22 protein-coding genes and 1 pseudogene are annotated in these 22,076 nt (G+C 60.4%); 18 read left to right on the top strand and 5 right to left on the bottom strand.

Going from position 1 to position 22,076, the window contains the following annotated elements; all coding sequences use genetic code 11:
• The 4 genes from BR41_RS02670 to BR41_RS02655 form a co-directional block, all read left to right on the top strand.
• The coding region (locus tag BR41_RS02670; RefSeq protein WP_156970514.1) for a non-ribosomal peptide synthetase at positions 1–3,549 on the top strand (3,549 nt) is incomplete at its 5' end.
• 19 nt (positions 3,550–3,568) lie between these two features.
• Positions 3,569–3,904 (top strand): hypothetical protein, encoded by a 336-nt coding sequence (locus tag BR41_RS02665; RefSeq protein ID WP_035052282.1) that lies wholly within the window; start codon positions 3,569–3,571, stop codon positions 3,902–3,904.
• A 75-nt stretch (positions 3,905–3,979) separates the two neighbouring features.
• Positions 3,980–6,529 carry a methyltransferase domain-containing protein gene (locus BR41_RS02660; RefSeq protein WP_051709869.1) on the top strand — a complete coding sequence of 850 codons (2,550 nt, stop codon included), beginning with the start codon at positions 3,980–3,982 and terminating at the stop codon, positions 6,527–6,529.
• Between the two features lie 67 nt (positions 6,530–6,596).
• The gene (locus BR41_RS02655; RefSeq protein ID WP_035052280.1) at positions 6,597–6,791 is read left to right on the top strand and encodes an MbtH family protein; all 195 of its coding nucleotides are present in this window, start codon (positions 6,597–6,599) and stop codon (positions 6,789–6,791) included.
• 90 nt (positions 6,792–6,881) lie between these two features.
• Here BR41_RS02655 and BR41_RS02650 read toward each other — a convergent pair whose 3' ends face one another.
• From BR41_RS02650 to BR41_RS02640, 3 genes are all read right to left on the bottom strand, one after another.
• Positions 6,882–7,151 (bottom strand): hypothetical protein, encoded by a 270-nt coding sequence (locus tag BR41_RS02650; protein WP_035052278.1) that lies wholly within the window; start codon positions 7,149–7,151, stop codon positions 6,882–6,884.
• 49 nt (positions 7,152–7,200) lie between these two features.
• On the bottom strand, positions 7,201–7,611 hold the full coding sequence (gene dksA / locus BR41_RS02645; RefSeq protein ID WP_035052614.1) for an RNA polymerase-binding protein DksA: 411 nt from the start codon (positions 7,609–7,611) through the stop codon (positions 7,201–7,203).
• Between the two features lie 93 nt (positions 7,612–7,704).
• On the bottom strand, positions 7,705–8,463 hold the full coding sequence (locus BR41_RS02640; protein WP_245615785.1) for a Crp/Fnr family transcriptional regulator: 759 nt from the start codon (positions 8,461–8,463) through the stop codon (positions 7,705–7,707).
• A gap of 233 nt (positions 8,464–8,696) precedes the next feature.
• On the opposite strand from BR41_RS02640, the gene BR41_RS02635 reads away from it, so the two are divergent.
• Complete coding sequence (locus tag BR41_RS02635) at positions 8,697–8,999, top strand: ElaB/YgaM/YqjD family protein (protein ID WP_035052275.1); 303 nt, start codon at positions 8,697–8,699, stop codon at positions 8,997–8,999.
• Between the two features lie 47 nt (positions 9,000–9,046).
• Here the strand turns inward: BR41_RS02635 and BR41_RS02630 are convergent, their stop codons facing one another.
• Positions 9,047–9,625 (bottom strand): sterol desaturase family protein, encoded by a 579-nt coding sequence (locus tag BR41_RS02630; RefSeq protein WP_051709864.1) that lies wholly within the window; start codon positions 9,623–9,625, stop codon positions 9,047–9,049.
• A gap of 265 nt (positions 9,626–9,890) precedes the next feature.
• Here BR41_RS02630 and BR41_RS02625 point away from each other — a divergent pair, with 265 nt between their 5' ends.
• The 12 genes and pseudogenes from BR41_RS02625 to BR41_RS02570 all read left to right on the top strand — a co-directional run bounded on the left by BR41_RS02625 (position 9,891) and on the right by BR41_RS02570 (position 19,552).
• A complete protein-coding gene (locus BR41_RS02625; protein ID WP_035052273.1) occupies positions 9,891–10,607 on the top strand; it encodes a Crp/Fnr family transcriptional regulator in 717 nt (238 codons plus the stop codon).
• A gap of 144 nt (positions 10,608–10,751) precedes the next feature.
• Positions 10,752–11,131, top strand: a pseudogene (locus BR41_RS02620) (transposase); the annotation flags it as partial.
• A 267-nt stretch (positions 11,132–11,398) separates the two neighbouring features.
• On the top strand, positions 11,399–12,436 hold the full coding sequence (locus BR41_RS02615; RefSeq protein ID WP_035052268.1) for a zinc-dependent alcohol dehydrogenase family protein: 1,038 nt from the start codon (positions 11,399–11,401) through the stop codon (positions 12,434–12,436).
• Positions 12,437–12,510: 74 nt separating this feature from the next.
• Entirely contained in the window at positions 12,511–13,077 is a 567-nt protein-coding gene (locus tag BR41_RS24795; protein ID WP_211251639.1) for a four-helix bundle copper-binding protein, read from the top strand.
• 163 nt (positions 13,078–13,240) lie between these two features.
• Positions 13,241–13,930, top strand: a complete 690-nt coding sequence (locus tag BR41_RS02605) for a VIT1/CCC1 transporter family protein (RefSeq protein WP_035052265.1) — start codon at positions 13,241–13,243, stop codon at positions 13,928–13,930.
• A 338-nt stretch (positions 13,931–14,268) separates the two neighbouring features.
• A complete protein-coding gene (locus BR41_RS02600) occupies positions 14,269–15,210 on the top strand; it encodes an outer membrane beta-barrel protein (RefSeq protein WP_211251638.1) in 942 nt (313 codons plus the stop codon).
• 486 nt (positions 15,211–15,696) lie between these two features.
• On the top strand, positions 15,697–15,972 hold the full coding sequence (locus BR41_RS23920) for a hypothetical protein (protein ID WP_156970512.1): 276 nt from the start codon (positions 15,697–15,699) through the stop codon (positions 15,970–15,972).
• On the top strand, positions 15,965–16,240 hold the full coding sequence (locus tag BR41_RS02590) for a hypothetical protein (RefSeq protein ID WP_156970511.1): 276 nt from the start codon (positions 15,965–15,967) through the stop codon (positions 16,238–16,240). Before BR41_RS23920 ends, BR41_RS02590 begins: the two co-directional genes overlap by 8 nt.
• A 300-nt stretch (positions 16,241–16,540) precedes the next feature.
• Positions 16,541–16,909 (top strand): collagen-like protein, encoded by a 369-nt coding sequence (locus tag BR41_RS25365; RefSeq protein ID WP_035052259.1) that lies wholly within the window; start codon positions 16,541–16,543, stop codon positions 16,907–16,909.
• Between the two features lie 42 nt (positions 16,910–16,951).
• Positions 16,952–17,110: a DUF3309 domain-containing protein gene (locus BR41_RS23435; protein WP_035052257.1), complete on the top strand. Its 159-nt coding sequence runs from the start codon at positions 16,952–16,954 to the stop codon at positions 17,108–17,110.
• A gap of 83 nt (positions 17,111–17,193) precedes the next feature.
• Positions 17,194–18,612 (top strand): cardiolipin synthase, encoded by a 1,419-nt coding sequence (gene cls, locus BR41_RS02575; protein ID WP_084186786.1) that lies wholly within the window; start codon positions 17,194–17,196, stop codon positions 18,610–18,612.
• Between the two features lie 22 nt (positions 18,613–18,634).
• Positions 18,635–19,552: a YihY/virulence factor BrkB family protein gene (locus BR41_RS02570; protein WP_051709861.1), complete on the top strand. Its 918-nt coding sequence runs from the start codon at positions 18,635–18,637 to the stop codon at positions 19,550–19,552.
• Positions 19,553–19,606: 54 nt separating this feature from the next.
• Here the strand turns inward: BR41_RS02570 and BR41_RS02565 are convergent, their stop codons facing one another.
• Positions 19,607–20,425 carry a PRC-barrel domain-containing protein gene (locus BR41_RS02565; protein WP_211251637.1) on the bottom strand — a complete coding sequence of 273 codons (819 nt, stop codon included), beginning with the start codon at positions 20,423–20,425 and terminating at the stop codon, positions 19,607–19,609.
• Positions 20,426–20,602: 177 nt separating this feature from the next.
• Between BR41_RS02565 and gorA the strand changes: the two genes are divergently transcribed.
• A complete protein-coding gene (gene gorA, locus BR41_RS02560) occupies positions 20,603–21,961 on the top strand; it encodes a glutathione-disulfide reductase (RefSeq protein WP_035052250.1) in 1,359 nt (452 codons plus the stop codon).
• The last annotated feature ends 115 nt before the right edge of the window (positions 21,962–22,076 follow it).

Raw genomic sequence — 22,076 nt, 5'->3', positions numbered from 1 at the left:
CAGCATGTGCTGTTGCTGACCTTGCACCACATCGTCGGTGATGCGTGGTCGATCGGGGTATTGGTGCGGGAGGTGATGGCGTTGTACGCGTCCTTCAGCGCCGGCCAGCCGCCGGCACTGGCGGAGCTGCCGATCCAGTACGCCGACTATGCCGAGTGGCAACGCGACTGGTTGGAGGGCGAGACACTCGCCGCCCAGACCGGCTACTGGAAGCAACATCTGGCCGGTGCGCCGGTGGCGCTGGAGCTGCCCACGGATCGGCTCCGCCCGGCCGTGCAGACCTTCAAGGGCGGTGCCTTTACCCGTTCGCTGGGTGCGGCGTTGTCTACCCAGGTCGATGCGCTCAGCCAGCAACTGGGCGTGACGCCGTTCATGACGCTCTTTGCCGCCTTCAATGTCTTGCTGAGCCGTTATGCCAATCAACGCGACATTGTCGTGGGTACGCCGATCGCCAACCGGACGCGGGCGGAAACCGAGCCGCTGATCGGGCTCTTCATCAATACCCTGGCCTTGCGCACCGACTTGAGCGGCGACCCGAGCTTTACCGAGTTGCTGGCCCGCATCAAGACCAACACCCTGGCGGCGTATGCGCATCAGGACTTGCCGTTCGAGAAGGTGGTCGAGGCGCTGAACGTGCCGCGTGATCTGAGCCGCTCGCCGGTGTTCCAGGTGATGTTCACGTTGCAGAACACCGATCTGCCGGCCTTTGAGCTGGCGGGTCTGGTGGCGCAGCCGCTGCCGCTTGAGGCGGCGACGGCCAAGGTTGAACTGACGCTGGAACTGACCCCCACTCGCGACGACGGCTACAGCGCCCGTTGGGAGTTCAATACCGATTTGTTCGACCCGACGACCATCGACCGGATGGCGGTGCACTTTGCAACGCTGCTGGGTGCTGTGGTCGAGGCAGCGGAAACCCGCATCGCCGCATTGCCCATGCTGGATGCCGACAGCACCCGGCTGCTGTTGGTCGACTGGAACGATACAGCCCGCCCCTATCCGGCAGATGCCTGCATCCATCAGCTGTTTGAGGCGCAAGTGCGCCGCACCCCGGATGCCGTTGCCTTGGTGTGTGGCTCTGCCTCACTGAGCTATCGCGAGCTCGACGCGCGCGCCGACCAGATCGCAGTGCATTTGCGCGCTTTGGGTGTGGGACCGGAAACGTGTGTGGGTGTCTGCCTTGATCGTTCTGCGGACATGGTTGCGACGCTGCTTGGCACGTTGAAAGCGGGCGGTGCTTATGTCCCGATGGACCCCAGCTACCCGCGTGAGCGACTGCAGCACATGCTGGAGGATGCGCGTTGCCCGGTCGTCGTCACCTCACAAGGCAGCGCGACGCTGTTCGCAGGCCACGCAACCCGGTTGCTGTTGCTCGATGCCATCGACGCCGACATGGCGGTCGCGCCTGACTCGCATGTGCCAAGCGCCGGCAGCACCGCCTATGTGATCTATACCTCGGGCTCCACGGGCAAGCCCAAGGGCGTGCAGGTCACGCACCGTTCGGTGGTGAACTTCCTCACCTCGATGGCCGAGCAGCCTGGATTGAACGCGCAAGATACCTTGCTGGCCGTGACGTCGATGTCCTTCGATATCGCTGCGTTGGAACTGTTCTTGCCTTTGCTGACCGGTGCCCGGCTGGTACTGGCAAGTCGCGAGGCTGCAACCGATGGCCAGCAGTTGCTGGCGCTGGCGCAGTCGCATGGCGTGACGGTACTGCAAGCCACGCCTTCGACCTTCTGGCTGCTGCTGGCCGCCGGGTGGCCGGGGGACTGGCAACCCAAGGCACTCTGCGGTGGCGAAGCCCTGCCCGCCGCCCTGGTGCAAGCGTTGTTGCCGCGAGTTGCATCGCTTTGGAACATGTATGGCCCGACCGAGACCACGATCTGGTCGACCACACGCCGGGTCGATGCCGGATCGGCATCCATTGGCCGCCCCATTGCCAATACGGTGGTGCGCGTTCTGGATGAAGCCAATCAGCTATGCCCGATCGGAGTGGCAGGTGAACTCCATATTGGCGGTGATGGGGTGGCCAGTGGCTATCTGAATCGTCCTGATCTGACTGCGGAACGTTTCGTGGCAGACCCTTGGGGTGCCGAGGGTGGGCGGCTCTATCGCACCGGTGATCAGGTTAGATGGTTGCCCACGGGTGAAATCGAATATCTGGGCCGTCTGGATCATCAGGTCAAGGTACGCGGCTTCCGCATCGAACTGGGCGAGATCGAAACGCAACTGACCCGGCACCCGCAAGTGCAGCAGGCGGTGGTCGTCGTGCGTGAAGACATGCCGGGGGATCGCCGGATCGTTGCCTACTTGCTCGTTACGGAACCTATTCCGACGGCGGCGCTGCGCAGCCATCTGGGCCGCATGCTGCCGGAGTACATGATCCCCGCCGCCTTCGTCGAGCTGGATCAATTGCCGCTGACCCCCAATGGCAAGGTCGATCGCAAAGCACTGCCGGAGGTGAATGGCTTGATGGAGACGCGGCACTACCAGCCACCGACCAGCGAGCTGGAACAAGCGGTTGCAGCGCTTTGGCAGCAGCTGTTGCCGGTTGAGCGGGTCGGGCTCGATGACAACTTCTTCGAGCTGGGCGGGCATTCCTTGCTGGCCGCGCAACTCGTGGAGCGCATGCGCCGCGAACTCGGTTTGAGTCTGGCGCTGAAAGACCTCTTCGAAACCCGCTCGCTCGCCGCGCTGGTTGAACGGGTTTCAGCGCCTGCCCCGGCTGCGTTCACCCACGCCGTCACTTTGCGTCACGGCACGTCATCCCCGCTCTTCCTGGTGCATGCCGTCGGTGGCAGCGTGGCGGCGTATCTGGCACTGGCTCAGGCATTACCCGAAGCACAAAGCGTGGTTGCCTTTCAGGCCAGTGGTCTGGATGGCAATACGCCGCCGTGCAGCAGCGTGCCCGAGATGGCGCAACGGTATGTGGCAGACCTGTTGCAGATCCAGCCAAGCGGCCCGTTCCGCCTGGGCGGGTGGTCGATGGGCGGGGTGGTTGCATTCGAAATGGCTCGCCAGCTGGAAGCACACGGTCACGGGGTCAGCCTGTTGGTGTTGCTGGATTCATCCTCCCCGGATGAATCCATCGCCGCCGGTGCATCCCGCTGGCCCTTGGGTGATTTCCTCGCTGATCTGGCCTACTCAAGCGGATTGGCATTGCCGTTCACTGCAGAAGAAAGCGAGCGCCTGATTGCCGACCCGAAGCGTGATGTCATTGCCGTGGCTGCAGCCCGCGACGCCGGTTTGATCCCGGACGCCATGACCGACTCGTTGCTGGCGCAACGGTTGGCCGTTTTCGTCGCCAATCAGCACGCCATGGCCACTTACCAACCCGACGGGTTGTTCAGTGGCCAGCTGACGCTGCTGCAGGCAGCCGAATCGCCGCAGACCGATGGGTGGCGTCGCTGGGTTCAAGGCGGCGTAACGGCCGTCACGGTGCCGGGCGACCACTACAGCATGCTCCTGGCTACCGGCGCACCCCTGCATCAACTACTCGGCGGCCCGCTTGACGTATCCGGCGATACGCCGCGACTGATTGAAAAAATTTGATATCTGATCTGGAGAAACCATGAAACCCATCGCTGATTTTGACAACTTCGCCAATCTCGACATCCGCATCGGCCGCATCGTGGCGGTAGAGGATGCAGGAACCAAGAAACCAACCTACCGCTTGCAGATCGATTTTGGCGGCGACGTGGGCATCAAGGTGTCTTGCGGTGCATTCCGCAATTACACCAAGGAGGCGCTGATCGGTCAGCAGATCGTCGGCGTCATCAATTTCGGCGCAAAAAAAATGGGCCCCGAAGTGTCTGAAGCGCTTGTCCTTGGCGTGCCGGGCGATGACGGGGAAACCATTTTTCTGACACCCCATAGCCACGTCGCGTTAGGTGTATCGGTTTTTTAAATCGCAACTGACCGATGCCGCACAACGAACAGTCCCTGATATGTCCCTGAGCAAAAAACCATGCAAGGTCAAGCAATGAACATCATTCAAGACAACTTTCCCGCGCAATCCACCATTGCGAACGATGCGCTGAGCGTGCGCGCCGCAGTCAAGGTCACGCGCAGCCAGCTGGATGGCTGGCCAGAGTCGCCCTATGGCGAAATCTGGAGCCGCAGCCTTGGCTCCGCCATCATTTGCGTGGCAGCGACGCCCCACGCCACGCTGGTCGCCGCAGCCAGCATCGACCGCAATGTGGCGCTGTTCTCTGACGCAGGCGAATTGCAATGGAAACGCACGCTGGATAGCGAAGCATGGGCAGTCGCTATTTCCGCCGATGAGTCGCGCATTGTCGTCGGCACGGCGACCAAGCAACCTTCATCCGGCACCATTCTGGTCTTCGACCGTGCCGGCACAGAGCTTTGGCGACTGGAACTGGAAGCGCCAGTCTGGAGCGTGGCCTTGTCCGATGACGGGAAACGGCTGGTCGCCGGCAGCTGGGACAACCAGGCTTATGTGTTTGAAGAGGTGGACGGGCAATTTCAGGAATTCGCGCGGGTGAAGCTGGGTGAATCCGGTGTTTACGGCGTATCGATGTCGGCAACGGGCGACCGCATTCTGGCTGCAGCCTACGACAGCTCGGTCACCTTGTTCGACGGCCAGATGAATGTGCTGGTACAGCATGCCTGTTCGACTGGCGCGTACCACACGGCATTGTCGCGCGATGGGGCATGGGGCGTGGTCGGTCTGCGCGATGGCCGGGCGATGGTCATTCACCCGCAACAGACGCAAGCCGCCCAATACACGGAAGTCATCTCGTTGCGGCCGATCTGCGGTGCGGCCGTTTCGTCGCGAGGCATCGCGGCCCTCGGTTCGTTCGATGGCCTCGCCTATGTCGTCAACTGCGAAGGCCGCTTGCTGTGGTCGCTGGAAGCCGGTGGCGAAGTCTGGGCCACCGCGTTGTCATCCGATGGCTCGCTGGTGATCATCGGCTCTGGCGACGGCTCCATCCGCGTGGTGCAGAACTACGTGAACGACACGGTCATCGACGAGCTGCTGGCACTGGAAAATCATGTCGAATCAGCGATCGATCGCAACCTCGCGCTGATCTGCGCGCAGCAAGCGGTGGTTGCATTCCGGCGCTATGGCCTGATCGAGTACGCCATGCGCCGCCTGAAGGATTGGGGGGCCAAGATCGGGCATGAAACGGGCAGCGAGCTTGCCCGGCAATTGCTGCTTGACGATACCGCCGCCTTCCCCAAACACCACCAGAGCCATTACTTGCTGGCGTCGATGTTCGAGGAGCACGGCGCCTATCGCCAAGCGGCCTGGCATTACGTCTGGGCGGGCCAGAATGAGCGGCTCAAACTCGAAAGCCTGACCAAGGCCGGCGAAGCGTTCTCGAAAGCCGGCCTGGAATTCGCTGCGAAATCCTCATTCCGCCGTGCCCGCGAGCAACAGGTCACCGAAGAAGCCAAGCGCACGCTGTACAGCATGGGGCGTGCTTTCGAAGACAACGGCCAACTGGCTGAGGCACGCAAGTACTACGAAGTCGTGTTCACCTTCAGCCCCGACTACCGCGACGTGTTCACGCGACTGGAAAACCTGGATAACGCCACCGTGACCGTGGCGCTCGATGCCGCCAGCGCCGAGGCATTGGAAAACGTCGATTGGTACGACAGCTTGCTGCTCGGCCTGCTGGGCCCGGATGTGCCGAGAATGACGGATGTCGACGCCTCGCTGCACCCGATCCTGCGCGCACGCTCGAAAGAGCTGGCGGTAACGGCAGATGACCGCCGCCGGATCTTGGACGTGATCTCCGAGCACGAGCTCGAAAGCGCCGCACAGCGCAGCGAGCCCGGCCTTGATTACAACGAGGCCGTGTATATGCGTTACGACGCGTCGGTGCCGGAAGACGAGGCAAAAAAATCGCTGGAACTCATCCATGTGCTGGATTGCATCAAGCGCTATGGGCCATTCCAGCGCAGCCTGGACATCGGCGCAGCAACGGGGCGTTATCCCACGCTGTTCACCAGTCTTGGCATTGAAGCTTTTGGCGTCGATATCGAACCGGAAGCGGTGGCTTTTGCCCGCAAGAAATGCGGCACGGCCCGCTTCCCGGATTTTCGCGTTGGCGACGCTCGCGCCCTGCCGTTCGAGGACGAGAGCTTCAATCTGATCACGTGCATGATGGGTACTGCAGCGCACTTCCCGGCAGGCGACATGGAGAAGGTGTTCGCCGAGATTCACCGCTGCCTGCGCCCGGGCGGTGCCTTCATCATGTCGACCTGGGATGTCGAATGCCCCTATCTGACGTATCTGTCCATCTATTCGCATGCGCAAAAAGAAGAGATGCGGCGCAATTCGCCTACCCGGCAAGAAGTGCAAACGATGGCCCAAAAGCAAGGCTTGTCGGTTGAGGAACTCCGTCCGATTGGTTTGATGCCGGAAGCGATCGCATACGAACTCGATTTGCAGCAATTCGGCCCGAATCGCATCAGTCATCTGGTCGACGTGGATCTGGCTTTCCGCGCCCTCTTCCCGGCCTTGCACGGACAAATGTACATGTTGCTTGTTCGCAAGCCTTGAAGCGCAAAACCCAATAAATCCAATAACAAAACCGATAACAAAATCAATACGATTCAGGAGTGAAGCAATGAGCACGGAAGAACGCGATACCCGTACCTATCAGGTTGTCGTCAACCAGGAAGGACAGCATTCGATTTGGCTCGCGGAACGTGAGCTGCCGCTGGGCTGGCGTGCCGTCGGCAAGCGTGGCAGCAAAGAGGAATGCCTGGCGTATATCAGGGAAGTCTGGACTGACATGCGTCCGGCCAGCCTGCGCAGTTGATTGGCAAAACACCAATCCGGCCCAATGGTCGGATTGGTGTTTTAGACGTAGCCACCGCGATCAGGTTATTTGCAATCGTTCATCAATCGTTCAATAGGGTTGCTGCCCCGTCGCCCGTAACGTCTCGCCAATGGCTGTGGTGAGCTGGTTGTACGCAGCGGCGATATCTGCCTGATCATGCCGGCTGGCGGCCTTGGCCAAGACATCGAAAGTAAGCTGCCAGGTTTCCCGGTTGGGTGTCAGCGCGCTCTCTTTTTTGATCAGCGCATAGTCGAGGGCCGATTCCAAAGTATTCAGGCTGTGGTGCAAGCCGCCTGTTTCACCCGTTTCGATCGGGGGCTGTAATGGGGTTGTGCTCATGATGACTGCTCCAAGGGTTTGACGTATCTATCTTCATGCTGAGCGCTGATTACCGCCGCTGCATCTTCCGCCTCAATTCATGCCTTTCTTGCGCCTCCAGCGAGAGCGTTGCGGTTGGGCGGGCAATCAGTCGCGGAATGCCGATTGGCTCGCCGGTCTCCTGGCACCAACCGTAGCTCCCGTCCTGAATGCGCGTCAGCGCCTCGTCAATGGTGTGCAGATATTTGCGTTCACGGTCTCGCACCCTCAGTTCAAGCGAGTGATCTTCCTCCAGGGAGGCGCGATCAGAGGGGTCGGGGGTCGATTCGAATTCCTGGATGTGGCTGGTGGTTTCATGCGCAGCATGAAGGAGCGACGCACGTTCAGTGCACAAGAGCGTGCGGAAGAACGCGCGTTGCTTGGGTGACATGTATTCGTTGATCGGGGCCGAAAGTAATTCGGCGGGCAGTACGGACACCATCGTTGATACCGGTGCGGCCAGCATGATGTAGCTCCTTCCAAATGAAATCCATGCGGAGAAATTGAGGCCCCAGCGACGATCAGGACGACGTCCCTACTCCATCGCCTGCGCGTAACTCGCTTTGCCGGTCTCGTAACAGCCGCAGGAAACCAGCTCCAGCCCCGCACGGTCGAGAATCTTGATTTCCCCACGCCTGTAGCTGATCAATTTGTGACTTTGCAGCAGCGTGGCAGCCTTGGTTACACCAACGCGGCGCACCCCCAGCATGTTGGCCAGAAACTCATGCGTGAGATGAAATTTGTACGACTGCCCCCGGTCCTGTGTCATCAACAACCAACGCGCGAGACGTGCCACCACCACATGGAAGCGGGTACAGGCGACGGTTTGTGCCAGTTGGGCCATCGCCACATAGAGGTAGCGCTTCAGTGCGGCTTGCAGCGCGGGACTGAGCTCGAGTTCGCGGCAAAACGATGCGCGCCCCATGCAGAGCGCCGGGCCGGCGCCCTGCACCACGGCATGCAGCGGCGAATCATTCATGCCCAGGATGAGCGAGATGCCCAGCATGCCTTCGTTGCCGATCAGTTCTACGCCCAGGCTGGCGCGCTCATCCATTGAGGTGGTCAGCGCAATGATGCTGCCGGTAGGAAAATACACTTGGCGAATGCGCTCTCCGGGTATGGACAGCACCTCGGCAAAAATCAGCTCGACCGGCTCGCAGCCCGCCAGAAAACGCTGACGGTCTTTGCGCGGCAATGCCGCGAGCAGGCGATTGTCGGCAAGGACGGTAGTGGGCAGCATGAGGACTCTCGTGGCATCGGGGAAACCGGAGGGCGGTGCACGGCGCGAGGCCATGACCTTTGATCCCATGCTACTCAGGCTGCGGCTGGCGTCTGTACGCCACCACACGCAGCCAGATCGTGCGTCTCGGGTTGGGGGGTGAGTAAAAACGAACCTTATGTGCGTCAGCGCACCGATCTTGCGGAAGTCGCCGCTCTAACATGCGTTTAGGCATTCGGCGCGATATTCGGCGCGATTTGTTGGCATAACGCCAAGCCTCTGCACGATCCAATCCTGAGGAGTTCAACATGCTCGAATCCAATTTGAAAGTCGTCGACCGTGACGTAAAAACCTTGGTCAGGGATGCGCAAGCGCTGTTTCAAGCCGCAGCCACATTGACCGGCGAAAAGGCCGATGAAGTCCGTAACCGGGGCATGCAATTGCTCGATACGGCGCTGGCCAAAGTGCAGGGTGCGCAGACGAGCATCGTTGTTGCCGGCAAGAAGGTGGTCACCTCGACAGATGACTATGTGAAAGAAAATCCGTGGCGCATGATCGCAGCCGCAGCGGGTGTGGGACTGGTGGCGGGGGTATTTCTGGGGCGCAGATGAGCGCGGCAAGCGCGCTTGCCGCCTGATTGCCACGCCTGATTCGCTGACTAAGGGCGCGATGAGGTGCCGGCGCTACTGCCCAGCACATGATCCCAAAACGCAGTTGTTACGCCATAGCAACCCGGCCGATCATTCGGCGCAAGACGCTGGTGATGCTGCGCATGCCAGCGTTTTCGCTGTATGAGCCAGGCATTGTCACTGTGCCAATGGTGGATGGCGTGATGGGTGATGGTATAAGCCAGATACCCCGTCAACACACCCAGGGTCAGTGCACAAGCCTGCCACAGATTGCCCAGCAACAGCGCCGGCAGGAAAACCAGCGTGCCGATCAGCGCGGCACTCAAGAGGGTCGGTGCGCCGATCAACGCCGCTGGCCGCCGATGATGCTCCGCATGCCAACGACGAAACGGTTGCATGCCGTGCAACACGAAGCGATGCAATGCATACTCGATCGGGCTCCAGCTCCCTACCCCCACCAATACAAGGAGCAGCATTTCCGGCCGTAGCTCGTGCGGGCCGGCCATGATCAGAAAGGCCGACAGTCCGACTACGGCGCTGGCGTACATTACAAAGTCGGCGTGATAGGCCGCCTTGCTGTGTTCCAGCGTGAGGAAATTCAGATGCATGTGGTTGCTCCCCTGTCCGCTGATTGCCCCGGCGGGCGTCGGGTCTCAGCTGCCTGTCCAAACTAAGCGCGATCTACCTTGCAGTCTGTGCGGCAGCGCACAACGTTCCATACATCAAGGCTGCAACCGCTGTAAGCCTTGGCCGTTTGTAGGCTCATGCGCGGTCGAACATTAAAAAGCAACGATTGGGCTACCTACACTTGCGCTAATTACATCGCCAACTGTGCGGTCAGCATCAAAATCGGCACCGATTCGGAGTTCTGCAATGGTCACCTTCACTCCCCCCAGAAAAAACCACCTGCTGGCCGCGCTGCCGGAGGAGGAATGGCAACGCTGGCAGCCGCAACTCGAAGAGGTCGACATGCCGCTGGGTCAGGTGGTGTATGAATCGGGCTGCAAGATGACCCATGTGTACTTCCCGACCACCGCCATCGTCTCGTTGTTGTATGTGATGGAAAACGGCGCTTCGGCCGAAATCGCCGTGGTTGGCAATGAAGGTATTGTCGGGATTTCTCTCTTCATGGGGGGTGAATCCACCCCCAGCCGGGCGGTGGTGCAAAGCGCCGGCCGAGGCTTGCGGTTGAAAGCCAAGATAATCAAAGACGAATTCAATCGCGCACCGGTCTTGCACCTGCTGCTGCGCTATACCCAGGCGCTGATCACGCAAATGGCGCAAACCGCGGTGTGCAATCGGCACCATTCGCTGGATCAGCAACTGTGCCGCTGGTTGCTGCTGAGCCTGGATCGCCTGCAAGGCGATGAGCTGGTGATGACGCAGGAGCTGATCGCCAACATGCTCGGCGTGCGCCGCGAAGGCGTGACCGAAGGCGCGCTCAAATTGCAAGAGGCCGGACTGATCCGCTATGCGCGCGGACACATCACCGTGCTCGATCGCAAGGGGCTGGAGAAGCGCACTTGCGAGTGCTACGAGGTCGTCAAGAAAGAATACGACCGGCTGCTGCCTGACGAGCTGGCGACATAGCGCACCCTCGGCCCGGGCGAGCGCTGAGTGCGCTAGCGTACAGACGTGCCCTCCCTGCGAATGGCAGCGTGTCAAGGAATGGCATTCAGCAGCACGCAGCGAAAAGCCGCCGTCTGCATGAATGCGCCATTGAGGAGAAACACGATGGAACCAGCGAAACGAAGTGATGAATTACTCATCCCGGATGCATTATGGGCGCAGATGGAACCGCTACTCCCGGAGCGCAAAGTGCACCCCATGGGTGCGCATAATCCGCGAATCCCCGATCGGGCCGCGATGAACGCGATCTTGTATGTACTGCGCACCGGCTGCAGCTGGAGCGCGCTGGATGCAACCGGCATCTGCTGCTACAGCTCGGCCTACCGGCGTTTTCGCGAGTGGACGGAAGCCGGCTTGTTTGAGGCGTTCTGGCGTGAGGGGCTACTGCACCACGACCAGTTCAAAGGGATCGATTGGTCCTGGTTGGTGATGGACGGTGCAATCAGCAAGGCGCGGGCGCTGGCGGCAAGAAAACGCAACCATCTTCGCAAACATGAGCACACATCAACGGGCGCCGAACTCCGTTGATACAGCACCCACCAATGGCAAGGCCCGCGATGATCCGCGGGCCTTTCTCTTTTGCGACAAGTGATCAGTCACCCGCACTGTTCGGAAGCGAACAGACGAGCAAACCAAGTCATACGCATGCTGGTGACAAGCATTGCCCACTGACACTTGGTCCCACACAAGTACAAGCTGTATGCCCGCGCCTCGCCGTGCGCCGTTTCGCGGCCACGACAAGGAACCTCGCCATGCTCGCTCTCGTTTATCACGGCCCAGGCCAGAAAAGCCTGGAAGACCGCGCCAAGCCAACCATCAAGCTGCCGACCGACGCCATCGTCAAGCTCACCAAGACCACCCTTTGCGGCACCGACCTGCACATTCTCAAAGGCGATGTCACCACTTGCCAGCCCGGCACCACGCTGGGTCATGAGGGTGTCGGGATCATCGATGCCGTCGGGGCCAGCGTCACCATGTTCAAGGTCGGAGACCCGGTGTTGATCTCCTGCATCACCGCCTGTGGGCACTGCGCACCCTGCCGCAAAGGCATGTACTCGCATTGCACGACGGGGGGCTGGAATCTGGGCAACAGCATCAACGGCACACAGGCCGAATACGTGCGGATTCCTTATGCCGACACCAGTCTGTACCCGATTCCGGCCGGTGCCGATGAAGAGGCGCTGGTCATGCTGAGCGACATCCTGCCGACCGGTTTTGAATGTGGCGTGCTGAACGGCAAGGTGCATCTCGGTGGCACGGTTGCCATCGTCGGCGCAGGACCGGTCGGCCTGGCTGCGTTGCTCACCGCGCAGTTCTATTCGCCAGCCGAAATCATCATGGTTGATCTGGACGACAACCGGCTGGCGATCAGTAAGCGCTTTGGCGCGACCGCCACGGTCAATAGCGTCGGCGGTGACGCCGCGGAACAGATCATGCAGCTCACCGGCGGACACGGAGTGGATACAGCCATCGAAGCGGTCGGCATTCCGGCCACCTTCAAGCTATGCGAAGACATCGTGACCGCCGGCGGCACCATCGCCAATGTCGGCGTGCACGGCGTCAAGGTCGATCTGCATCTGGAAAAGCTGTGGTGGCACAACGTCACGATCACCACCCGGCTGGTCGATACGGTGTCGATCCCGACCCTGCTCAAGACAGTGCTGGCCAAACGTATCGACGCCAAACAGCTGATCACGCACCACTTCAAACTGAGCGAAATCATGCTGGCCTATGACACCTTCGGCAATGCCGCTGAGACCAAGGCGCTGAAAATGATCATCGAGATGTGAAATGACATTCATGCAAAGCGGCAACGCGGATATGTGCCCTAGCGTACAGACCGCCCGCCGCTTTCCACTTTATCTTGGAATCAGGTAATTCGTATTTTGCGCCAATAGATGTAATGACGACGGTGGATGCACTTTGGATACACAGCCAGCGCGAATACTTCAATGAAGTGAAGGAGATGGCGATGACTTATCTATCCAAAAGAAAATCCGAATTGAGGCGCTGTATTGAGGAATGCAATCAGTGTCACGACATCTGCCTGGCAATGGCCATGAACCATCATTTGCCGACGCGCGCCAAACATGCCGGGCAAGCGCATTTACGCCTGTTGATCAATTGTTCCGAGATTTGCAAAACCACCGCCAACTTCATGATCAGTCATTCGGCGGTCTATGGCTCGGTGTGCGCCTTGTGCGCGGAAATCTGCGATGCCTGTGCACGCAGCTGCGAAGAAATCGGCGCGATGTATGAATGCGTGGAGGTGTGTCATCGCTGCGCCGCCAATTGCGAAGACATGGTCAAAACATCCGGCTACCGCATCACGAATGCCTCCATCAACGATATGCCGTCGCTGGCGTATTCCGCAGCATCCAATACCGGCCTCGCCGTTTTTCTGAAAAGAACGGAGGCACAGGCAAGCTAGCTGTTGGCGCAAATTGCCGGCTGTGTTGATCCGGCGACAAGCACTCCTCATTCGACACCCCGCCTGGCGCGGGGTCTTTTTGCGCCCTCCTCCCATATCCCGCCCGCCAGCACGGTACCGGCACTCAGTTGCCAGCCTGGCTTGCCTTAAACGAGAAAGCGTCATGCGCGATAAAGAGCTGTCTCAGATTGAAAACACCGGTTGGCAACGCGCCGCCGTGCTCGGCGCGAATGATGGAATCATTTCGACCGCAAGCCTGATCCTGGGCGTGGCAGCGACGCATGCCAGTCATCAAAGCATCCTCATCGTCGGCATTTCAGGTCTGGTCGCCGGTGCCCTGTCGATGGCCTCCGGGGAATATGTGTCGGTTTCATCGCAGGCTGATACGGAACACGCAGCGCTGGTCAAGGAGCGGGCCGAGATTGCGGCTGACGCCACGAGTGAGCATCGAGAATTGGCAGCGATTTACATGCAACGCGGTCTCAACCTGGATCTGGCAACGCAAGTTGCGCAACAGCTGATGGCACACGATGCATTGGGTGCGCATGCACGAGATGAGTTGGGTATTTCGGAACGAAATACGGCTCGACCATTGCAAGCGGCAATGGCCTCTGCGAGCAGCTTCGCTATGGGTGCAATCTTGCCTTTGCTGATCGCAGTATTTGCTTCAAGCAAGTATTTGATTCCGCTTATTCCCTGCGTGGCCTTGATCACGCTTGCATTTCTAGGTGGGCTGGCCGCGTATGTCGGCAAGGCCAATATCCTGCGCGGGATGTTGCGGCTCACATTCTGGGGGGCATTGGCGATGGGCGTTACTGCTGCTGTAGGCACCCTGTTTGGACCAATGGGGTGACGTGCGAGTCCGTCGGTGCCTGGAAGCCCATATTCAGAGATGGATCGAGCGACGAGTCTGCCGTCCCGCATTGACAGGATGGCAGAATTTCGGGATTACCTGGTCGCCTGCTTGATTCTGGACTGCGATTCCGGCGTCGTCGGCGCAGGTGCAGGCTTGTGAGTGGCGGAGAAATCCTGCGATCCGCATGTCGCGGGGCGTCTAGAATGAGAAGACAAGTGCATCGTGGAACGCGAACAAACCGATTGCCCGTTCGCCAGCGCACGGGCGTTCACACCCGTTCCGTTCACCTCTTTCTGCGCAACGACTCGCCGGTGATCGTGCTGGCCTGCAAGTAGGTGCGACAGCGCACAGACGGTACGCGTGCATTTCTCCATCGTTCAAATACTGCTTATCAGGGACGGCAACTCGTCCTGGTGAAAATCATGAACTTGGCAAAAACCGCGCGAACGCTAGGGCTGCTCACGCTGGTGATCGGCGTTAGCCCGTTTGCAATGGCGGAGAACGATGGCTGGTATCTCGGGTTCAACGATGGTCGCTCCAAAGCGAAACTCGATGACGCCCAGATCACCAGCGGTCTGCTCGGCGGCGGGTTTGCGACGGCCACGTTTGACGAAGATGACCGCGACAACGGCTTCAAGGTGTTCGGCGGCTACCAGTTCAACAAAAACTTCGCCCTCGAAGGCGGCTATTTCGATTTGGGCAAATTCGGTTTCGACGCACCCACCGTACCGTTGGGGATGCTGCACGGCGGCATGCAGCTCAGGGGCGTGAATCTCGATGCAGTCGGCCTGCTGCCCCTCAGTGAAAAGTTTTCGCTCTTTGGCCGCGTCGGATTGACCTATGCACAATCCAGAAACACTTTCAGCGGCACCGGCGCGACCACCGTGACCAACGCCAATCCCAGCAGGCTGGCCATGAACTACAAGCTCGGGGTCGGTGTGCAATACGCGTTCACCGAATCAATCCAGCTGCGCGCCGAGGCGGAACGCTATCGTGTCAACGATGCGTTGGGCAACAAAGGGAATATCGATCTGTTCTCGATTGGCCTGATCTATCGGTTCGGCCTAAAAGTGCCGGCCCGGCCGCCGGAGCCCATGCCGGTCATGGCCACCGCCCCGCCAGAGCCAGCCCCCGAGCCCGCGCCAAAGGCTGTAATGTCGCCGCCCACGCCGGTAAGCGAGACTTTCCCTGCTGAATCGCCGTTCGACTTAAGTAACCCAGTCGCGCAGCCGCAACGTCAATTACGCCTGCACATTCACCCGCATCTGGCGGACTGAAGTCCGCGCGCCCTCCTCCCTCCACGACAGTTTCTTCGGCATCGTATTCGACGGTGGTCTGGTAGCCCTTGCCGTCTTTGATGGTTTGCACACGGCCGAGGGGGCCGTAGGTGTAATAGGTGCTGACGACCGGGACGTGGATCGGAACGGCGACAGGGGGAATGGGGAACGACATCGGGGTGTGGTTTCAGGTTGGGGGGTGAACGGCAAACGTTCTTGACCCCCTCAACGTGGCTGGGGTATTTTTGCCGGGTCGTGGCGACACGACCGGGTTTGGAAGCCCGTGGATTCAGGCGGACAACCGCTGCGAAGCGGTTTTTTATTTTCGTCCGCAACACCCTTGGTGCGCCTTCAATGGCGGTAGCAGGGTGGGGAGCCTTCGGGCTACCGGTTCCTGTATCCCGGTCTTCCAACCCCGCCTTGCGCCCGCCACCCTTCGTATGGAAGCGAAGCGGCGGGTAAAACCCGCAGATACAGGAGGCATCCATGCCCATCAGTCAACACCCCATCCCCGCACCCCCCGACCCCGACCCCGGCCACCTCATCGCACAAGCCCGTGACGGTTTTGCCGAGCTGGACCAGATTTTTACCATCCTCACTTCCCTCATCGACCAGCGCAGCGTTGGCTATCAATTGGCACGTGATGGCCGCCGACTGGCAGAGCGACACCACGCAGCAATGCAAACGTTGCCGCCACTCTCTGATCGCCTAACCGCCTCACTCAGCACGCGTTATGCGCACAGCGGAGGGCATCATGGCTGACCTTCATCGCTGCCCTACCGCACCCAAACTGACCGTCAATGACTTCAACGACATTGCCGATATCGGCCTGGATCGCATTGCCCAGCTTGGCAGTGTGTTCCGCGCAATGGTCGGCATCGCCGAGCCGGAATCTGATCTGCATGCGTTAGCGCGAGTCGGCGTATTTCTATCGGAGGAATGGCATTTCGGGCTGGATACAACCCGCTATGAGACGGTGCAACGGCTTGGGGTGACGCCGCCCGTGAATCGGAATACGGATCGGCGTTGATCGCCATGTGGCGGATTTGATGGCAGAAGGCCAGCGCTTTTAAAGGCGCTGGCCTTTTTGCTGGCCTTGGTAGGTTAGAGCGTGTCTTACAAGCAACATCAGGCTCCTACCCGCATCTGGCGGACTGAGGTCCGCGCGCCCACGAAAGCCTCCCCCAACTGTTCGCTGCCGCACCGACCCATGTATGGCATGCGCCTACGCTGTCCAGATGCCGAGTGCGACCTGGCAAGTCATGCTGGTTTGATCGCGAACGTTTCGTGGTCATCCGAACCACGTTATTTCTTTTCCAAAGGATTTCCCATGAACCGTTCGATACAACTAGCGGCAGTGGTCGCCGTGCTAAGCCTGGGTGCTTGCGAAAGACCAGCAGTGCTTGCCGTTCCTGTCGCCACGCAGGTTGCGGTACCCGGCCCCGCTGGCCCGCAAGGTGCAACCGGCACCCAGGGTGCTGAGGGCTTCACCGGTACGACCGGTGCTCAGGGCACGCAAGGTGCGCAAGGCTACAAGGGTGATACCGGCCGCCAGGGTTTTGAGGGCGACAAGGGTGTCTCTGGCGAGACCGGCGCAACGGGCGCGGCTGGCGAAACGGGCAGAACCGGCAAGACCGGCCAACCTGGCGATAGCACCACAGTCATTGTGGTGCAGCCATCTGCAGCGCCAGCGTACTGAATCGGCCTTCGCTAACTTCTTCAAGACCTCAAGGAGAACATCATGAGCTTGGGAACCATTTTATTGATCCTGCTGGTACTGATGCTGATCGGCGCTTTTCCGCTGTGGCCGCATAGTCAGAGTTGGGGCTACGGGCCCAGTGGCGGCTTGGGGGTGGTGGCACTCATCCTGTTCGTGCTACTGCTCACAGGGCGACTATGACAAGCCACGTTTGCCAGCGGGTCGGCGACTGGGCGAAGTTGCCCGGCATGTGACCACTCGGCACCAAGCAAGGGTCAGCAAGCATGGAATCAACACATCCACCTCTACACGCGCGTCATTGGCCGGCGTTGCGCTTTTTCTGCCTGGCGGGGCTGCTCGGCCTGTTATTGGGTTGCAGCAGCCTGCCCACCATCGTGCCCGACCTGGATCGGGACGCCGGCCCTCCGGTGCAGCTGGAAGGCACGCACGGCCCGCTGTCCGCCGCACAAAGCAAGGCCATCCTCGATCGCCTGAGCAGTAGCGGCCAGACCACCGATATCTTCGCTCGCCACCTCGCCCTTGAAGAGGCCATCGTCGGCAGCCCGCTGACCACCGACAACCGGGTACTGTTGCTGCAGAACGGCCCGGCCACCTATCAGGCCATGTTCGCGGCCATTACTGCGGCGCAGGATCACATCAATATCGAGACCTACCTGCTGGACGACGACGAAATCGGCCAGCGTTTTGCACAGGCGCTGATCGACAAACAGCGGCAAGGTGTGCAGGTCAATCTCATCCGCGACAGCGTCGGCACGCTGAATACACCGACTGCTTTTTTCAAGCGCATGGCCGACAGTGGCATCAAGGTGCTCGAATTCAATCCCGTCAATCCATTGGTCAGCCGCAAGGTGTGGGCACTGAACCAGCGTGACCACCGGAAATTATTGATCGTCGATGGGCGTATCGCGTTCCTGGGCGGCATCAATATCAGTGGCGTGTATTCCGGCAGTTCGCTCACCCGGGCAGCGCATCCCCGCATCGATGGCACCACCCCGGCTTGGCGCGACACCGATCTGCAGTTGCAAGGACCGGTGGTCGCGGAACTGCAAAAGCTGTTTCTTGCCGCTTGGGAAAACCAGAAGGGCGAGCCATTGGCAGCCAAAAACTACTTCCCGCCGCCCGAGCATGCTGGCCGGCAGGTGGTGCGCGCCATTGGCAGCTCGCCCGACGAACCCTACAGCCTGATCTACGCCACCTTGCTCTCGGCCATTGGCAGCGCCGAGACCAGCGTGCACCTGACCAACGCCTATTTCGCGCCCGACCCACAGCTGCTCGCGGCGCTGAAAGCCGCCGCCCGGCGCGGGGTCGAAGTGACCTTGATCCTGCCCAGCCAGACCGATTCCTGGCTGATCTTCCACACCGGGCACGGTTACTACGAGCAACTGTTGCGCACCGGCGTGAAGATCTACGAGCGGCGCGGGGTAATCCTGCATTCCAAGACCGCACTGATCGATGGCGTGTGGGCAACGGTCGGATCAACCAATCTGGATTGGCGCAGTTTCCTGCACAACCACGAGTTGAACGCCGTCGTGCTGGGCGCGGAATTCGGCAGTCAGCTGCAGGTGATGTTCGATAACGACATTGCAGAATCCGATGCGATCACGCTTGAACATTGGCTGCACCGGCCGCTTAACCAGCACCTCAAGGAAACGTTCGCCCGGATCTGGGAGTACTGGCTGTGAGCGCGGCTGAGAAGGCGCGCTGATGGACGCCCGCCTGCTGTGGGTTGACCGCATGCACACCGTCCTGAGGCAATCCGTGCGGGCCTGGATTGACGACCGGGCCGGTAGCAAAGGCGCTGCGCTCGCCTTCTATACCCTGTTTTCCATGGTGCCGATCCTGCTGCTGGCCATTGTCGGCGCGGGTTATTTCTTCGGCGAGGAAGCGGCTCGCGGCGAGATCATCGCGCAAATCGAAATGCTGGTCGGGCGCAACGGTGCGCAGGCAATTCAGGCCTTGCTGGCGGGGGCACGTGACCCCGCCGCCGGGTTGCTGGCCACCATGGCGGCCAGCGTGATGCTGCTGGTGGGTACCACCACCGTCTTTGTCGAATTGAAAGGCAGTCTTGACGAACTATGGGGTATCGACCCCCCCAAGGGCCTGGCCATCATCTTGTTTTTGCGCACCCGGCTGCGCGCTTTCGGGCTGGTCCTGGTTCTGGCGTTCCTGCTGCTGGTTTCGCTGGTATTCAGCACGGCGCTGGCGATCCTTGCACGCTATGCCGGGGCGGATAGCCGCAACGCTTTTTTCGCCGCCCTGCCCTCGGTCGTTGCCTTTGGCGTCATCGCCTGCCTGTTTGCGGTGATCTACAAACTGCTGCCGGATGCGCCCCTGTCCTGGCGCGATGTCTGGACTGGCGCGGCGTTTACGGCGGGTTTGTTCAATCTGGGGAAATATGCGATTGGCGTCTATCTCAGCCACAGCGGTGTGGCCTCCAGCTTTGGCGCGGCCGGGTCGCTGATTGCCTTGTTGCTGTGGGTGTATTACTCGGCGCAGATTTTCTTTCTGGGCGCGGAATTCACCAAGCAGTACGCGCTCGGCTTCGGCAGCCTGCGGCAGCCGATGGAGAAATCCAGCCACGGCCGATCCCGCCCAGACCAAAGTTTGCTGCCGCCGGCCTGATTCACCGCCCCTTGAGAACGCTTGTGGCAAGCGGCGGCGACATGAGATTGAGCGCTAATCCCCCGGTAATACGGCCTCGTGCTTTTTGCCGTCCGCCCCGTGGCCGGTGCGGCCATAGTGCGTGTAAAGGCCGAGTTCCTCCTGACGCTCCACCGGTGCGTTCGGGTCGTAGGCGGGGGCATCTTGTACCGCCTGTTGAGTCAGACCGACCGACACCGTCGAGCCAGACCAGCTCACGTTCTCGATCCATTTCGGCGCGATCAGCACCTCGTGACCAAGCCACCAGTTACTCGTATTCACCACGAGATAGCGAATGGCCCAGGTTTTTTCATCGACAAGAAAACCCTGCACGTGGCCAATCTGACCGTCGCTCGCGAGGATGTGATAGTCGATCACCGCCTTGCAGCTGCGTAGATGCGGGTCTTCATCGCCACGCAGGGCGGCTTCGGCTTGCATCTCGGCGCCTTGCGCCGCTGCGTGATCAGCGGGCGCCAAGCCGGAGCCCTCCAGACCCGGGAGCGGCTTGCCCGGGAACAGATCGCCGCCCCAGAGGCCGACGCCACCCCAGTAGTACGGGTAGCCGTAATAACTGAGATAGGTTTTTTCATGCTGCCGGCTGACAGGTTGCTCGGTATCGATATCCGGGCTGTTCCTGACCTGCTCCTGGGTGATTTCGACCGGCAATATTCGCTCTGCCCAGTTCGGCTTGCCGATGGCCAGGGGCGAGATCAATACCTTGCGACTCTGCAGCCAGCTGCCGGTATCGACAATGAAATAGCGGATCACCCACGCCTCGTCATCAAAGTAAAAATCCTTCACTTTGCCGATGCTGCCGTCGGTGGCGCCGATGGTGTAATCCTCGAGGTCCCTCATGCTGCGTAACATGGTTTTTTCCTTGGAAAGCGGTGAATGAATGAGGCATGCCTGCGCCGGCCAAATGAGGAATCGGCGCGCATGTCTGCATGCTGCTCGCAGCGAGGTACACGGTCTGTTCGTTGACGCACGCAACTGCAGCCGTCATCGTGATGAATTGCTTTTGGAGGGGTAACGATGTCTTTTGACTTTGATTTGTTCGTGATTGGTGCCGGTTCGGGTGGCGTGCGCGCGGCACGTTTTGCAGCTGGTTTCGGTGCCCGCGTGGCGGTGGCCGAGAGCCGCTATCTGGGCGGCACTTGCGTCAATGTCGGGTGCGTGCCGAAAAAGCTGCTGGTCTACGGCGCGCATTTTCATGAGGACTTCGAGCAGGCGAGCGGATTTGGCTGGACGGTCGATGCGCCGAAATTCGACTGGCCCACGCTGATCGCCAACAAGAATCGCGAGATTCAGCGCCTGAACGGCATCTACCGCAACCTGCTGGTCAACAGCGGCGTGACCCTGCTGGAAGGCCACGCCAGACTGTGCGATGCGCATACCGTGGAGATCAACGGCCAGCGTTTCAGCGCGGCGAACATCTTGCTGGCGACCGGGGGCTGGCCGCAGGTGCCGGACATCCCCGGCAAGGAACACGCGATCACCTCTAACGAGGCGTTTTTCCTGCCGGCCCTGCCGCGCCGCGTGCTGGTGGTGGGCGGCGGCTATATCGCCGTCGAATTCGCCTCGATCTTCCACGGCCTCGGTGCGCAGACGACCCAGTTATATCGCGGTGACTTGTTTCTGCGCGGCTTTGATCAAAGCGTGCGCGAGCATCTGCGGGATGAGCTTCAGAAGAAAGGGTTACACCTGCAGTTCAACGCCAACGTGATCCGAATCGACAAACGGGCCGACGGCAGCCTGGCCGCCATGCTGCAGGATGGCCGGGTGCTGGAAACGGATTGCGTGTTCTACGCCACCGGCCGCCGCCCCATGCTGGATAACCTGGGGCTGGAGAACACCGCTGTCGAACTGGATCGGCACGGCTTCATCAAGGTCGACGAGGCATACCGCAGTACCGAGCCCTCGATCCGCGCCATTGGCGATGTCATCGGGCGGGTGCAGCTCACTCCGGTTGCGCTGGCCGAAGGCATGGCCGTTGCGCGCCACCTGTTCCGGCCAGCGGAATACCGGCCGCTGGATTACAAACTGATCCCCACCGCCGTGTTCAGCCTGCCGAACATCGGCACGGTCGGCCTGACCGAAGCAGAAGCCATCAGCCAGGGCCATCGGATCAAAGTGTTTGAAAGCCGCTTCCGCCCGCTGAAACTGACCCTCACCGAAGCGCAGGACAAGACCCTGATGAAGCTGATCGTCGATGCCGATTCGGACAAAGTGCTCGGCTGCCACATGGTCGGGCCAGATGCGGGGGAAATCCTGCAAGGCATCGCCGTGGCGCTGAAGGCGGGAGCGACCAAGGCGGTGTTCGACGACACCATCGGCATTCATCCTACTGCGGCGGAAGAGTTCGTGACCTTGAGGACGCCGGTGGCGCGGTGATGCGCGGCAGTGAAAAGAGCGGGGTTTTGTAGGTTGGTGTTGAGCGTAGCGAAGCCCAACACCAGCCCAAGCAGCCATATCAACGGGTGGTATTCGACGCATGGCGCATGTTGGG

It is taken from the genome of Andreprevotia chitinilytica DSM 18519 (assembly GCF_000711875.1).
Lineage (GTDB): Bacteria > Pseudomonadota > Gammaproteobacteria > Burkholderiales > Chitinibacteraceae > Andreprevotia > Andreprevotia chitinilytica.
Note: the sequence above shows the minus strand (reverse complement) of the source record. Positions and strands in the feature narration are given on the sequence as shown.